The sequence below is a fragment of the Streptomyces sp. NPDC057900 genome (assembly GCF_042887885.1).
GTDB lineage: Bacteria > Actinomycetota > Actinomycetes > Streptomycetales > Streptomycetaceae > Streptomyces.
In genome coordinates this window covers 1-13,582 of the sequence record NZ_JBHVOI010000026.1, presented here as the reverse complement: position 1 = coordinate 13,582, position 13,582 = coordinate 1, and the positions used below count along the sequence as shown (strand labels likewise).

11 protein-coding genes are annotated in these 13,582 nt (G+C 72.3%); 7 read left to right on the top strand and 4 right to left on the bottom strand.

All coding sequences use genetic code 11. From position 1 onward, the window contains the following. Positions 1–71: 71 nt before the first annotated feature. Positions 72–1,505, bottom strand: coding sequence for an amino acid permease (locus tag ACFVQ0_RS36960; protein ID WP_390093575.1), 1,434 nt, complete (start codon positions 1,503–1,505; stop codon positions 72–74). Positions 1,506–1,906: 401 nt separating this feature from the next. Here ACFVQ0_RS36960 and ACFVQ0_RS36955 point away from each other — a divergent pair, with 401 nt between their 5' ends. Beyond that, complete coding sequence (locus ACFVQ0_RS36955; RefSeq protein WP_073739014.1) at positions 1,907–2,503, top strand: biotin transporter BioY; 597 nt, start codon at positions 1,907–1,909, stop codon at positions 2,501–2,503. A gap of 122 nt (positions 2,504–2,625) precedes the next feature. Here the strand turns inward: ACFVQ0_RS36955 and ACFVQ0_RS36950 are convergent, their stop codons facing one another. Continuing rightward, positions 2,626–4,077 (bottom strand): amino acid permease, encoded by a 1,452-nt coding sequence (locus tag ACFVQ0_RS36950; protein WP_390093574.1) that lies wholly within the window; start codon positions 4,075–4,077, stop codon positions 2,626–2,628. A gap of 228 nt (positions 4,078–4,305) precedes the next feature. On the opposite strand from ACFVQ0_RS36950, the gene ACFVQ0_RS36945 reads away from it, so the two are divergent. Beyond that, positions 4,306–4,794 carry a ribose-5-phosphate isomerase gene (locus ACFVQ0_RS36945; RefSeq protein ID WP_073739017.1) on the top strand — a complete coding sequence of 163 codons (489 nt, stop codon included), beginning with the start codon at positions 4,306–4,308 and terminating at the stop codon, positions 4,792–4,794. An 86-nt stretch (positions 4,795–4,880) separates the two neighbouring features. Beyond that, positions 4,881–5,690, top strand: coding sequence for an Fpg/Nei family DNA glycosylase (locus tag ACFVQ0_RS36940; protein ID WP_390093576.1), 810 nt, complete (start codon positions 4,881–4,883; stop codon positions 5,688–5,690). A gap of 19 nt (positions 5,691–5,709) precedes the next feature. Here ACFVQ0_RS36940 and ACFVQ0_RS36935 read toward each other — a convergent pair whose 3' ends face one another. Beyond that, positions 5,710–6,942 carry a GNAT family N-acetyltransferase gene (locus ACFVQ0_RS36935; protein WP_390093573.1) on the bottom strand — a complete coding sequence of 411 codons (1,233 nt, stop codon included), beginning with the start codon at positions 6,940–6,942 and terminating at the stop codon, positions 5,710–5,712. Positions 6,943–7,047: 105 nt separating this feature from the next. On the opposite strand from ACFVQ0_RS36935, the gene ACFVQ0_RS36930 reads away from it, so the two are divergent. After that, positions 7,048–8,193 carry a PP2C family protein-serine/threonine phosphatase gene (locus ACFVQ0_RS36930; protein ID WP_073739020.1) on the top strand — a complete coding sequence of 382 codons (1,146 nt, stop codon included), beginning with the start codon at positions 7,048–7,050 and terminating at the stop codon, positions 8,191–8,193. A 50-nt stretch (positions 8,194–8,243) separates the two neighbouring features. Here ACFVQ0_RS36930 and ACFVQ0_RS36925 read toward each other — a convergent pair whose 3' ends face one another. After that, entirely contained in the window at positions 8,244–9,407 is a 1,164-nt protein-coding gene (locus tag ACFVQ0_RS36925) for a cation:proton antiporter (protein WP_390093572.1), read from the bottom strand. Between the two features lie 273 nt (positions 9,408–9,680). Between ACFVQ0_RS36925 and ACFVQ0_RS36920 the strand changes: the two genes are divergently transcribed. The 3 genes from ACFVQ0_RS36920 to ACFVQ0_RS36910 are packed head-to-tail and all read left to right on the top strand — an operon-like array spanning position 9,681 to position 13,540. Further along, on the top strand, positions 9,681–10,544 hold the full coding sequence (locus tag ACFVQ0_RS36920) for an ABC transporter ATP-binding protein (protein WP_390093571.1): 864 nt from the start codon (positions 9,681–9,683) through the stop codon (positions 10,542–10,544). Next, the gene (locus ACFVQ0_RS36915) at positions 10,544–13,045 is read left to right on the top strand and encodes an FtsX-like permease family protein (protein WP_390093570.1); all 2,502 of its coding nucleotides are present in this window, start codon (positions 10,544–10,546) and stop codon (positions 13,043–13,045) included. The genes ACFVQ0_RS36920 and ACFVQ0_RS36915 overlap by 1 nt, the downstream gene beginning before the upstream one ends. A gap of 9 nt (positions 13,046–13,054) precedes the next feature. Further along, positions 13,055–13,540, top strand: coding sequence for an HD domain-containing protein (locus ACFVQ0_RS36910; protein WP_390093569.1), 486 nt, complete (start codon positions 13,055–13,057; stop codon positions 13,538–13,540). Positions 13,541–13,582 lie beyond the last annotated feature (42 nt).

Genomic DNA, 13,582 nt, shown 5'->3' with positions numbered 1-13,582 from the left:
GGGCCGGAGTGATCCGGCCCGCCCGGCGCTTCCACGGACTGCGTTGACGGACTGCTCTGCGCGTCTCGGGGCTACGCGTCCGCAGCCGCCGGGGGAGAGGCCGCGGCGCGGCGCTGTCGTACGACGCCGATGACGATCAGGACCGCGGTCAGCGCGCCCGTCGCCAGCAGCTGGTCGCGGGTGTCCGGCTGGCGGAGCATCAGGACGAAGATGCCGGCCATGGCGAGCAGGGCCGCGATCGTGAGGCCCGGGAACAGCCACATCCGGACCACCAGCCTCTGCGGCTCCTCGCGCTCCAGCCGGGCCCGCAGGATCAGCTGGGAGACGGCGATGAAGATCCAGACGACCAGGATCACCGCCCCGGTCATGTTGAGCAGCCAGGGGAAGACGTCGTCGGGCCGCCAGTAGCTCAGCAGCACGCACAGGAAGCCGAACACCGAGGAGACCAGCACCGCGCCGCGCGGCACGCCGGACGAGATCCGGCCGAGCCGCTTCGGGCCCTGCCCCCGGGCCACCAGCGAGCAGGCCATGCGCGAGGCGCCGTAGATGTTGGCGTTCATCGCGGAGAGCAGCGCCACCAGGATGACCACGTTCATGATCTCCGCGGCGCCGCTGATGCCGAGGTGGTCCAGAGCCGCGTAGAACGGGCCGACCGAGACGACCTTCGGGTCGTCCCACGGGACCAGCGTGACGATGACCGCCATCGAGCCGACGTAGAACAGCGCGATCCGCCACATCGCCGTCCGCACGGCCTTCGCGACGCCCCGCACCGGGTTCTCCGACTCGGCCGCGGCGATCGTCACGGTCTCCAGACCGCCGTACGCGAAGACGGAGGCGAGCAGTCCGATGACCAGCCCCTCGGAGCCGTTCGGCAGGAAGCCGCCCTCGCCGCTGAGGTTCGCCGTGCCCGGCGCGTCCGTGCCCGGAAGCACGCCCAGGATCGCCAGCACGCCCAGCACCAGGAACAGCGTGATCGCGACGACCTTGAGCGCGGCGAACCAGAACTCGAACTCGCCGAACTTCGTCACGGAGGCCAGGTTCGTCCCCAGGAATACCACCATGAACAGCGCCACCCAGGCCCATTCCGGCGTTCCCGGCAGCCAGCCGGTGACGATCTTCGCCGCACCGATCCCTTCGAGGCCGACGGCGACGCAGAGCAGCACCCAGAACGCCCAGCCCGCCGTGAACCCCGCCCACGGGCCGATCGCCCGTTCGGCGTGCACGGAGAAGGAGCCGGACGCCGGATTGGCCGCCGACATCTCGCCGAGCATCCGCATCACGAGCATGACCAGCAGCCCTGAGCAGGCGTAGGCGATGACGATCGAGGGGCCGGCCGCGGCGATACCCGCGCCCGAGCCGACGAACAGCCCGGCGCCGATGACACCGCCGAGGGCGATCATCGACAGATGGCGCTGCTTGAGCCCGTGGGTGAGGGCCGAGTCGGTTCCGTGGCCGGAAGTGGCGGCCGGGGTGCCGGTGGGGGGAGGCACGGTGGTCCGGGGCATGGACGAACTCTGTTCGGTCGGTGAGACGGGGGGACGCGTCCCAGTCTGGACGCGGGTCCCGCTCAGGCGGAACGGACGTCCGCTATACGGGCACCATGCTCACACAGGGCATGCACCGCACGGCGTGCGGCGGCCCGGCGCCGAGGTTCCGTCACGGGTCCGCTGTTTAGAGGGAGTCGACAGTCGGCTCCCCGCGCACCTCCCCGCCGACGAGCGGTTGATCCGCTCCGACCTCAGTGATGAGCATCACGTCCAGGGGCGATTGTGTGCCGCGCTTTGTGCGAATCCCACCAACGCCTCAACCGCCGCTTTGTGGGCCGCTGATGGTGATCGAGCAACGCTCCGTCGGATAGCGTCAGGCTCAGCCCTCCACCCACCTGCCCTCACCACGCGGAGTCCCGATGAGTACTGCTGCCGCCGCCCCCGTCCGTACCGGAGCGGTCCTCGCCGACCTGCTGCCCGCCGCCCGGCACCGCTACGCCGTGGACACCGCCCTGGTGCTCGGCGGCGCCGCGCTCACCGGCATAGCCGCCCAGATCGCCGTGCCGGTCCCCGGCTCGCCGGTCCCGGTCACCGGCCAGACCTTCGCCGCGCTCCTGGTCGGCACCGCGCTCGGCGCCCGCCGCGGCTTCCTCGCGCTCGCCGTGTACGCGCTCGTCGGCATGGCCGGCATGCCGTGGTTCTCGGCCGGCAGCTCCGGCCCGGGCGGTGCCTCGTTCGGTTACGTGCTCGGCATGCTGCTCGCCGCGACCGTGGTGGGCGGCCTGGCCCGCCGCGGTGGCGACCGCTCGGTGCTGCGCACGGCGGGCACCATGGTGCTCGGCTCGGCCATCATCTACTCGGTCGGCGTGCCCTACCTGGCGCTGTCCACCGGCATGTCGGCGAGCGCCGCGATCGCGGCCGGCCTGACGCCGTTCCTGCTCGGCGACGCGCTGAAGGCGGCGCTCGCGATGGGCGCGCTGCCCGCGTCCTGGAAGCTCATCGGCCGTCGCGGCTGACATCACCGCTTCCGTACGCACCACGGAAGAGGCTCGCCGGGTCGCGAACGCGACAACAGACCGGCGAGCCTCTTCTGTGTCCGGGCACCGTACGGCCGGGCGCGGAGCCGTTCGGCGGACGCTCAGCCGGCGGACTTCTCCGCCGGGGCGCCGTCGCGGCGCTCGCGCACCTCGCGCACCAGCGAGACGGCCACCACCAGGACCGCGACCAGCAGCGAGAGCAGCACCTGCTCGCGTCCCGCGTCATCGGTCAGCATGTAGACCAGCACGAACGAGATCATCGCGATGGTCGCCCAGGTCAGATACGGGAAGAGCCACATCCGTACGACCAGCTTCTCGGGCGCCTCGCGCAGGATGATGCCGCGCATCCGCAGCTGGGTGAAGCAGATGACCAGCCAGACGAACAGGGCGACCGCCCCGGAGGAGTTCAGCAGGAACGCGAAGACGGTGTCCGGCCACTGGTAGTTGAAGAAGACGGCGACGAAGCCGAAGACGACGGAGGACAGGATGGCCACCTGCGGCACGCCCCGCTTGTTGGTCCGGGCGAACGCCTTCGGGGCGTCACCGCGGCCGCCGAGCGAGAAGGCCATCCGGGACGCCGTGTAGAGACCGGAGTTGAGGCAGGACAGCACGGCCGTCAGCACGATGACGTCCATCACCTGTCCGGCGTGCGGGATGCCGATCGAGTCGAGCGCGGCGACGTAGCTGCCCTTCTCCATGATCGAGGCGTCGTTCCACGGCAGCAGGGTCAGCACGACGAAGATCGAGCCCAGGTAGAAGACGGCGATCCGCCAGATCACGCTGTTGGTGGCCTTCTGGACGGCGCGCTGCGGGTTCTCCGACTCACCGGCCGCCAGCGTCACGATCTCGCTGCCCATGAAGGAGAAGACCACCATCAGCACCCCGGTGAGGATGGCGCCGGGCCCCTTGGGGAAGAAGCCGCCGGTGTCGGTGAGATGGGCCAGCCCCGAGCCGGCGTTGTCCGAACCCGGCAGCACACCGAAGACGGCGAGCAGCCCGATGATCACGAAGGCGCCGATCGCGACGACCTTGATCCCGGCGAACCAGAACTCGAACTCCCCGTACGAGCCGACCGAGACCAGGTTCGTCGCGGTCAGCACCAGCATGACGATCAGCGCCCAGGCCCACTGCGGGACGCCCGGCACCCAGTTCTCCAGGATCTTGGCACCCGCCGTGGCCTCGACGGCGAGCACCACGACCCAGAAGAACCAGTAGAGCCAGCCGATCGAGAAACCGGCCCAGCGACCCAGCGCCTGGTCGGCGTAGGCGGAGAAGGAGCCGGAGGCCGGACGGGCGGCGGCCATCTCACCGAGCATCCGCATCACGAAGACGACCATCAGGCCGACCAGCGCGTACGACAGCAGGATGGCCGGTCCGGCGGCGGCGATGCCCGCGCCCGACCCCACGAAGAGGCCCGCGCCGATCACGCCGCCGATGGCGATCATCGAGAGGTGACGGTTCTTGAGACCGGCCTGGAGCCCGTCCTCCGGGCCCGCCCGGTCCGGCCCCTCGGGCTGTTGGCCCGGTCCGGCCAGAGTCGTCTGCGACGTCATGGATCGAATCCTCACGTTTTCGGATCACTCGTTGCGTGCCCGCCGCGGCACGGTGGTGAGCGGCGAGCGTTGCATTGAAGCCCGGTGAACCCCGAAATCGGAACCCCTACATCCGCATCGTTGACACGATCATCGCTTCAGCGGCTTCGCACACACAGGGTCCGCACATCGGGGCCACACCGCACCCCGTCGTCGGTTACCCGGCGAAGCTCGTGCCACACTCCTCCCATGCGCGTGTACCTCGGATCCGACCATGCCGGTTACGAACTCAAGAACCACCTCGTCGAGTGGCTCAAGGCCCAGGGCCACGAGGCCGTCGACTGCGGCCCCCACATCTACGACGCCCAGGACGACTATCCGCCGTTCTGCCTGCGTGCCGCCGAGAAGACGGCCGCGGACCCCGACAGCCTCGGGATCGTCATCGGCGGCTCCGGCAACGGCGAGCAGATGGCCGCGAACAAGGTCAAGGGCGTCCGCGCCGCACTCGCCTGGAGCGAGCAGACCGCCGCACTGGGCCGCGAGCACAACGACGCCAACGTGATCTCCATCGGCGGCCGGATGCACACCGAGGAGGAGTGCACCAAGTTCGTCGAGATCTTCCTGGCTACTCCGTACTCCGGCGAGGAGCGGCACAGCCGCCGCATCGCGATGCTCACGGCGTACGAGAACACCGGCGAGCTCCCCCCGGTCCCGGCCCACCACCCGCAGCAGGGCTGACCGCCGCACCACCCCGCTGTGCCGCCGGAGCCCCCGGCGGCACAGCCATGTCCCGCACCACCGCCTCACCCAGGAGCGCCGCCGCCGTGCCCGAGGGCCACACGATCCACCGCCTCGCGGACGACCACCGGGACAGGTTCGCCGGCCGGCCGGTGCGGGTGAGCAGCCCGCAGGGCAAGTTCTCCGACAGCGCCGCGCTGCTCGACGGCCGGGTGCTCGAAGGCGCGGACGCGCACGGAAAGCACCTCTTCCTCGGCTTCCGGGGGACCGGCTGGGTCCACATCCACCTCGGCCTGTTCGGCAAGCTCGGATTCGGTACGGTGCCGGCCCCGCCGCCCACGGACACGGTCCGGCTCCGCCTCCTCAACGACGAGCACCACGCGGACCTGCGCGGCCCCACCACGTGCGCGCTGATCACCGACGCCGAGAAGCAGTCGATACACGACCGGCTCGGCCCCGACCCGCTGCGCTCCGACGAGGACGGCGAGCGCGCCTGGCTGCGGATCTCCCGGAGCCGGATCACCGTGGCCGCCCTGCTGATGGACCAGAAGGTCATCGCGGGCGTCGGCAACGTGTACCGCGCGGAGGTGCTGTTCCGGCACGGCATCGACCCGTACCGGGCGGGCCGGGACCTCACCCGCCGCGAGTGGGACGCGATCTGGACGGACCTGGGCGAGCTGATGCGCGAGGGCGTGCGCGACAACCGCATCGACACGGTCCGCCCCGAACACCTGCCGGAGGCGATGGGCCGCCCGCCGAGGGTGGACGACCACGGCGGCGAGGTGTACGTCTACCGGCGCGCGCGCCAGTCCTGCCACGTCTGCGGCACGGAGATCCGGGTGGCGGAACTGGCGGCCCGGAACCTGTTCTGGTGCCCGGAGTGCCAGTCCCGCTGAACACGGCCCGCCCGGTGGGCTAGAAGCCCCGGGGCAGCCACGGCGCCACGTCGGACAGGAACGCCGAGGACGCCTCCGCGAGCGCCCCCGTCCGCATCTCCCGTACCCGCCCGGCCAGGGCCAGCGCGCCCAGCGATTCGCCGCCCAGGTACGCCGTCCCCAACTCCCGCACCGAGAGCGCCAGATCCGCCGGGTCCTCGGTGCGCTTGCACGAAGCGCCGCCCTTCGCGTCGGCCGTCAGCCGCCAACGCCCCGCGTTCCAGGGGCAGAACGCGTCCTCGACCTCGAACACCACGTCCACCGGCGACCGGTAGCTCCGGGCCTCCAGCGCCGCGCCCACGTCCACCAGCCGCACATGGAGCGAGTCCCGGATCTGGATCCCGCACCGCCGCACGTCCGAGACCAGGTGCAGCACCGCGTCGTCCACCGGCCGGTTCCGCGCCTCGACGGTCGACGTCAGGTCGATCCCGAAGAGGAACCGCCACAGCGCCGCGTACCCCGCCGGATCCAGCGCCGCCAGATCGCTCACCACGATCCGGCCCTTGGGCCCGGCCGTGTCCCAGTCCGGTTTGATGTGGTACGTGGTGTAACCCACCACTTCGCCGTCCCGCTCGGCCAGCACGCACTGCAACGGGGAGCCGCCCTCCCGCGAACTCACCGGATCCACGAGCGACTTGCGCTCCCAGCCCGGAGCGTGGGCCGGGGTGCCGGGGCGGCCCGGCACCAGACGCGCGTACACGCTCTCGCAGGCCGCGACCGCCTCGTCCTTCTTCGCGTGCCGCAGCCGGACCCCGTCCGTGCCCGCCGGGACGTTCAGCCGTACCCGGTCGGTGTCGATCGTCAGGGACATCTGGCGGGTCGCCGCCCCGTACCCGTACCGGCCGTAGATCACCGGCTCCGACGCCGTGAGCACGGCGACCGGCTCACCCAGCGCCCGTACGTCGTCGAGCTGCCGGCGCATCATCGAGGTCAGCAGTCCGCGCCTGCGGTGGGTGGCCGCGACGCTGACCATCGTCACGCCCGCGGCCGGCACCAGCGCGCCGCCCGGAACGGCCAGCCGGAAGCTGAACGCCCCCGACGTGGCGACGACATCGGAGCCGTCCCAGACCCCGAGCGACCGCTCGTGCTCGGTCAGCGACTCCTCAAGCTCGCGCTGCTCGGGCGGCTCCGCCACCCCTCCGAAGGCGAGCTCCAGGCACTCGAACCATTCGTTCCATTCGGACGGCCGCAATACGCGGAGCTCTGTAGTCATATGGCATGCCTACCAGGGGCGCGACGGACAGGCGACCCGATTTCGAACGCATTGTCACAGGGGTCCCCCTGCACCGGAGGCCGTCGGGTGGATAAAGTCCCCGCAATGGCCCGACGCGCAGGAGCAGAGACCTACCCGGCCCGATTGCGGAAATCGGCGCACCGGGTGCGCAGCACGCTGCGCAGATCCGGCGTCGACTACTTCCGCGGCGACGGCTCCGACTGGATCGCCCTGGCCGCGCTGTTGCTGATCATCCCGGCCATCACCTGCGGCACCCTGCTGAACCCGGTGTGGTGCTCGCCGACCGCGCTCGTCCTGCCGATCGTCGCGGGCGGCCTGGTGCTGCGCCCCGCCAGCCTGCTCGGCCTGTACGCGGCCGCCGCGGCGGCCCTGATCGTCGAGTCGGTGCGGCTCGGCCCGTTCAAGGACGGCACGGTCGGGGTCACCCCGGGAACCGTGCTGACGGTCGCGGCCTGCGGCTTCTTCGGGCTGGTGCTCGCCCAGTTCAGGGCCAGGGTCGGCGTGCCGTGGCGGCGCGGCGGCACGATGCTCTTCGACCTGCGCGAACGCATCAGGGTGCAGAGCGCGCTGCCCCGGCTCCCGCAGGGCTGGCACCGGGAGATGTCGCTGCGCCCGGCGGGTGGGCAGTCCTTCTCCGGTGACTTCGTCGTCGCGGCCCGTACCAACGGCGGCCGCACCCTGGAGGCCGTCCTCACCGACGTCTCCGGCAAGGGCATGGACGCGGGCTCCCGCGCGCTGCTGCTGTCCGGCGCCTTCGGCGGGCTCCTCGGATCGCTGCCGCCGCACGGCTTCCTGCCCGCGGCCAACGGCTATCTGCTGCGCCAGGACTGGGACGAGGGCTTCGCGACCTCGATCCACCTGGTCCTGGACCTCGAATCCGGCGACTACGAACTCCTCTCGGCCGGCCATCCGCCCGCCCTCCAGCTGCACGCCGGCAGCGGCCGGTGGGAGGAGATGGCCGCGGAGGGGCCCCTGCTCGGGGTGTACGACGGGGCGCAGTTCGACGCCGTGAAGGGCTCGCTGGCCCCCGGGGACGTACTGATGCTGTTCACCGACGGACTGGTGGAGACGTCCGAACGGGACATGGCGGAGGGCATCGACCGGCTGACCGGCGAGGCCGACCGCTATGTCTCGACGGGCTTCGAGGGTGCCGCCTGGCACCTCATCGAGGCGTGTGCCAAGGACGTCAACGACGACCGGGCACTGCTCCTGCTGTCACGCAAGTCCTGAACCGTACGCAACCGGCCCGAACCGGGCGTACGTCAACGGCTTCCGGCTCGTCACCGGATCGGGGTGAGCGCGATATCTCGTCCGCCCGGCAGGATTCTGGCCAGCCAGTGCGACCGTCCGGCCACCAGCGGGGCCAGGACCGCGAGGACGAGCACGTATCCGGCGATGAACGGTGCGAGCCGCTCGTCGAGCCCGGCGCCCGCCGCCATCGTGGCGAGGATCAGCGCGAACTCGCCGCGCGCCACCAGGGTGGTGGAGATGTTCGCGGTGGCCTGCGGGCCGAACCCGTACAGCTTGGCGGTGGCGATCCCCGCGAGGACGTTCATGGCGAGGGTCACCGCGACGGCGGCCAGCACCGCCCACAGCACGACCGGTAGGTCGCCGGGGTTGATGGAGAGGCCGAAGGCGAAGAAGAAGATCGCGCCGAAGGCGTCCCGCAGCGGGTGGACCAGTTTGAGGATGCGCTCACCGGAGGACGTGCTGCCGAGCATCAGGCCCACCATGAAGGCGCCGATGGCGTCCGCGACCCCGAACCACTCCGAGATGCCGGCCACCAGGACCGCCGCGCCGAGGAAGGAGATGACGAGGAGTTCGTCGTCCTTGGTGTTGATCAGCTTGCTGATGAGCCTGGTGCCGAACCGGGCGGCCAGTGCCAGCGCCAGCAGGAAGCCGAAGGCCTTTCCGCCGTCGACCGCCGCCGCCGCGAGGCTGTCGGCGCCCGAGAGGATGGGCTGGAGGGCGGCCAGGTACAGCGCGAGGAACACGTCCTCCACGACGATGATGCCGAGGATCGGCTTGGTCTCCGGATTGCCGATCCGGCCCAGGTCGACCAGGACCTTGGTGACGATGGCCGACGACGAGATGCCGAGCACCCCGGCCAGCACCAGCGCCTCCGACGTGCCCCAGCCCAGCGCGAAGCCGAAGCCGAGCCCGGCGCCGACGTTCAGGGCGAGATAGGCGCCACCGGCCAGCGCCATCCTGCGCCCGCCCGCCTTGAGGTCGTCGAGGTGGAACTCCAGCCCGAGGTAGAAGAGCAGCAGCACCAGGCCGAGCGCGGAGAGCATCTCCAGGTCGTGCGGGTCCGCGACCAGGACGATGCCGGGGGTGTGCGGGCCGAGCAGGATCCCGGCCAGGATGAACAGGGGGATGGTCGGCAGCCCGATGCGGCTGCCGACGCGGGCGAGAACGGCGGCGGCGAGGAAGGCGCCGCCCATGGCGATGAGCGTGTCTGCGTGTCCGATGAGCCCAGTCCTTCGCTTGGTCAAGAGAACGTCAAGGAATCGTCAGTAATTAGTTTACCGAATGATTGACGTTGCAAGTATCACCACCCCGACCGGGCGTCCCGACAGGCGTCCCGACAGGCGTCCCGACCGGACTCCCTGGGGTTTTCCCCACCCCCGATCCGCCAGCCGCCGTCATGGCCCCGGCCCCCTGCGGATCCGTACGTTCGAGGTATCGATCACGAATGGCTACGGAAGGCGGACACCATGGGGCTTCGGCGCACCAGGCAGGGAGCGCGGGAGAGCGTGCGGGCGGCACACGAGGCCCGCACGGCGCACACCTACGCGGGCCCCGTGCCCACGGACCCTGCCGTCGAACTGCGCGGTGTCCGCAGGCAGTACGGCCGGGGCGGATCGGCCGTCCACGCCCTGCGCGGCATCGACCTCGCCCTGCCCAGGGGCAGCTTCACCGCGGTGATGGGCCCCTCCGGTTCCGGCAAGTCGACGTTCCTCCAGTGCGCGGCCGGGCTCGACCGCCCCACCGCGGGATCGGTCAGCCTCGGCGGCACGGAGATCACCGGCATGAACGAGAACAAGCTCACCGAACTGCGCCGCAGCCGGCTCGGCTTCGTCTTCCAGGCGTTCAACCTGCTCCCGTCCCTCACGGTCGAGCAGAACGTCGTCCTGCCCATGCGGCTGGCCGGACAGCGCACCGGCTCCGCCCGCAGCCGCCGCGAGGCCGCCGAGATGCTCAACCGGGTCGGCCTCGGCGACAAGGGGAACCGGCGCCCCGGCCAGCTCTCCGGCGGCCAGCAGCAGCGCGTCGCCGTCGCCCGCGCCCTGGTCACCCGGCCCGACGTGATCTTCGCCGACGAGCCGACCGGCGCCCTCGACACCACCACCGCCGCCGAGATCCTCCAGCTGCTCAGGCACGCGGTCGACACCCTCGGCGCGACCGTCGTGATGGTCACCCACGATCCGGCCGCCGCCGCCTACGCGGACCACGTGCTCTTCCTCGCCGACGGCGAGATCGCGGACCGGCTGCCCCGGTCCGGCGCCGACCGGATCGCCGCCCGGATGACCGCGCTGACCGCGCGGACCGCCCCCGAGCACGCAAGGGCCGCCGCCTGATGTTCACCCCGAACGGCCTTGCCCGCGCGGCCGTACGCTTCAGGCCCGCGTCGTTCGCGGGCACCTTCGTCGCCCTCCTGCTGGCCGCGGCCATCGTCTCCGCCTGCGGGATCCTGCTGGAGACCGGCCTGCGCGCGTCCGTACCGCCCGACCGCTACGCGAAGGCGCCGGTGATCGTCGCCGCGGACCAGCAGGCCCGGCTGACCGTCGGCAGCGGGGACGACCGGCACGAGGAGTCCAGCGCGCTGCCGGACACCGCCCGGCTCCCCGCCGCCCTGGTCACCAGGGCCGCCGCCGCCCCCGGCGCCACGGCCGCGATCGGCGACGTCGGCTACCCGGTGCACCGGAACGGGGCCGGCTCCGCGGCGGGCCAGGGCTCCGGGCCCCTCACCGCGCACGGTTGGGGCTCCGCCGCGCTCACCGGCACCCGGCTCGCGTCCGGCGACGCGCCGCGCACCGGCGAGGTCGTCGTCCCGGCCGGCCCCGGCTGGGCCCGGACCGGTGACCGCGTCACGCTGGACACCCCGGCGGGCCCGAAGGAGTTCCGGGTCTCCGGCACCACCGACGCCGACGCCACCGTCTGGTTCACGGACCGCGAGGCCGTGGCGCTCTCCGGTCACCCCGGCCGGGTCGACGCCATCGCCGTACTCGCCGCCGACGGCGCCGACCCGGCCGCCCTCGCCCGCCAGGTCTCCGACGCCCTCGGCCACACCCCGGGCGTCAAGGTCGGCACCGGTGACGACCGGGGCGCGGTCGAGGACCCGGGCCTCGCGGACGCCAGGGAGCTCCTCATCGGGCTCGGCGGCTCCTTCGGCGGCGTCGCCACCATGGTCGCCGTCTTCACCGCCGCCGGTACGGTCGCCCTCTCCGTCGGCCAGCGCAGCCGCGAATTCGCCCTGCTGCGCGCGATCGGGGCCACCCCGCGCCAGCTGCGCCGCAGCATCGCCACCGAATCCCTGCTCGTCGCACCGCTCGCCGGTGCGCTCGGCTGCCTGCCCGGAATCGCCCTGGCCGCCTGGTGGTTCGGACAGCTCAAGGCGAAGGGCGCCGTCCCGGACGACGTCGGGCTGCGGATCTCCTGGCTGCCGCTGACGATCGCCGTCGCCGCCACGATGCTCACCGCGCTGTGCGCCGGCTACGCCGCCGCGCGCCGCCCGTCGAAGACGAAGCCGGGCCTCGCGCTCGCCCAGTCCGCCGTGGAACGACCGCCGTTCGGCTGGATCCGCACGCCCCTGGGGATCGCCGCGCTGGCCGGTGGCGGCGTCCTCGCGGGCGTCGCCGCCTCGCAGACCGGCGACGACGCGGCCAACGCCGCACTCGGTGTGGTCATGCTCTTCATGCTCGCGGTCGGACTGCTCGGCCCGCTGATCGCCCGGATCTGCGCCTCGGTCCTCGGCCTCCCGCTGCGGGCCGGCGGCCCCTCCGCCTCGCTGGCCGCGGCCAACTCCCGCGCCAACTCCCGCCGGATGGCCTCCGCGATCACGCCGATCGTGCTCGCCATGGCCTTCTCCTCGACGCTCGTCTTCATGCACACCAGCGAGGACCGGGCGATCGAGCACCAGCAGCGTGCCGCCGTCACCGCGGGCCACATCGTCTCCGCGCCGGCCGGTCTCGCCTCCGACGCCACCGAACGCGCCGCCGCGACCCCGGGAGTCTCCACCGCCGTCGGACTGCTCCGCACCTCCGTGCTGGTCCCCGCCGGATCGGGCGGGGACACCTGGCTGGAGAACGCCCCGGCGCAGGGGGTCATCGGATCCGGCCGTGAACTCGCGGCCGTCCAGGACCTCGACGTCCGCACCGGATCGCTCGACGCCCTGGCCCCCGGCACCGCAGCCATCGACACCACGCTGGCCGGCTCGGCGAAGCTGCACACCGGCGACCGCCTCGCGCTGCGCCTGCCGGACGGCACCAAGGCGTCGCCGAAGATCGTCGCGGTCTACGGAAGGGGCCTGGGCACCGCCCTCGTCACTCTCCCCTCCGCCGATCTGCGGACCCATGTCACCTCGCCGTACGCGTCGGACGTACTCGTACGGGCGACCCCGGCGGGCGCGGCACGGCTCGCCGCACTCGGCACCGTCACAGAGCCCTCCGGTTACGCCACCGCGCAGAGCCGGGACCGTGAGCTGAACGCCTGGGCCAACACGGTCATGGCCGCGGTCCTCGGCGGATTCGCCGCCGTCGCGGCGGTCAACACGCTGGTGATGACCGTCCTGGACCGCCGCAGGGAGCTGACCATGCTCAGGCTCGTCGGCACCACCCGCCGCCAGGTCATGGGCATGATCCGCTGGGAGGCCCTGCTGGTCACCGTGGCCGGGGCCGCGCTCGGCACGGCCATCGCGCTGGCCACGCTCACCCCGATGATGCGGGGCCTGACCGGCGAATCCCCCTACATCCCGCCCGCGTTGTACGGATCGTTCCTGGCCGCCACAGTGGGGCTCGGCCTGGCCGCCGCACTGGTGCCGGCCCGCGCCGCCCTGGGCCGGGCCGAGGGACGTCCGTAGAGTCGGGCCATGACGGCACCCCGCGCACACCTGACCCTGGCCGAAGTCGAGCGCATCGCCCGTGCGGCGCATGAGGGACAGCGCGACAAGGCGGGCCGCCCGTACGCCGAACACCTCGCGGCCGTCGCGCGGGGCGTACGGGCCAGGGGCGGCAGCGACGAGCAGATCGCCGCGGCCTGGCTGCACGACGCGGTCGAGGACGACGCGCTGTCCGAGCGCTGGCTGGCCGGGGCCGCGCTGCCGCAGCAGGTCAAGGACATGGTCCTGGCCGTCTCCAAGCGGGAGGGCGAGGAGCTTCCGGCGTACGCCCGCCGCATCCTGGAGACCCCGGGCGCACTGCTGGTCAAGGAGTCCGACCTCGCGCACAACGCGGACCCGGCCCGCCTCGCGGTCCTGGACCCGGCGACCCGTACCCGGCTGGCCGCGAAGTATGCGCAGGTGCGGAGCCTGCTGGGACTCACCGCCCCGGAATCACCCACCGAACGTCGGGTTTGAGCCAACACGGCGGAGCCGGGCCCGACCGGGCCCGGCTCCGCC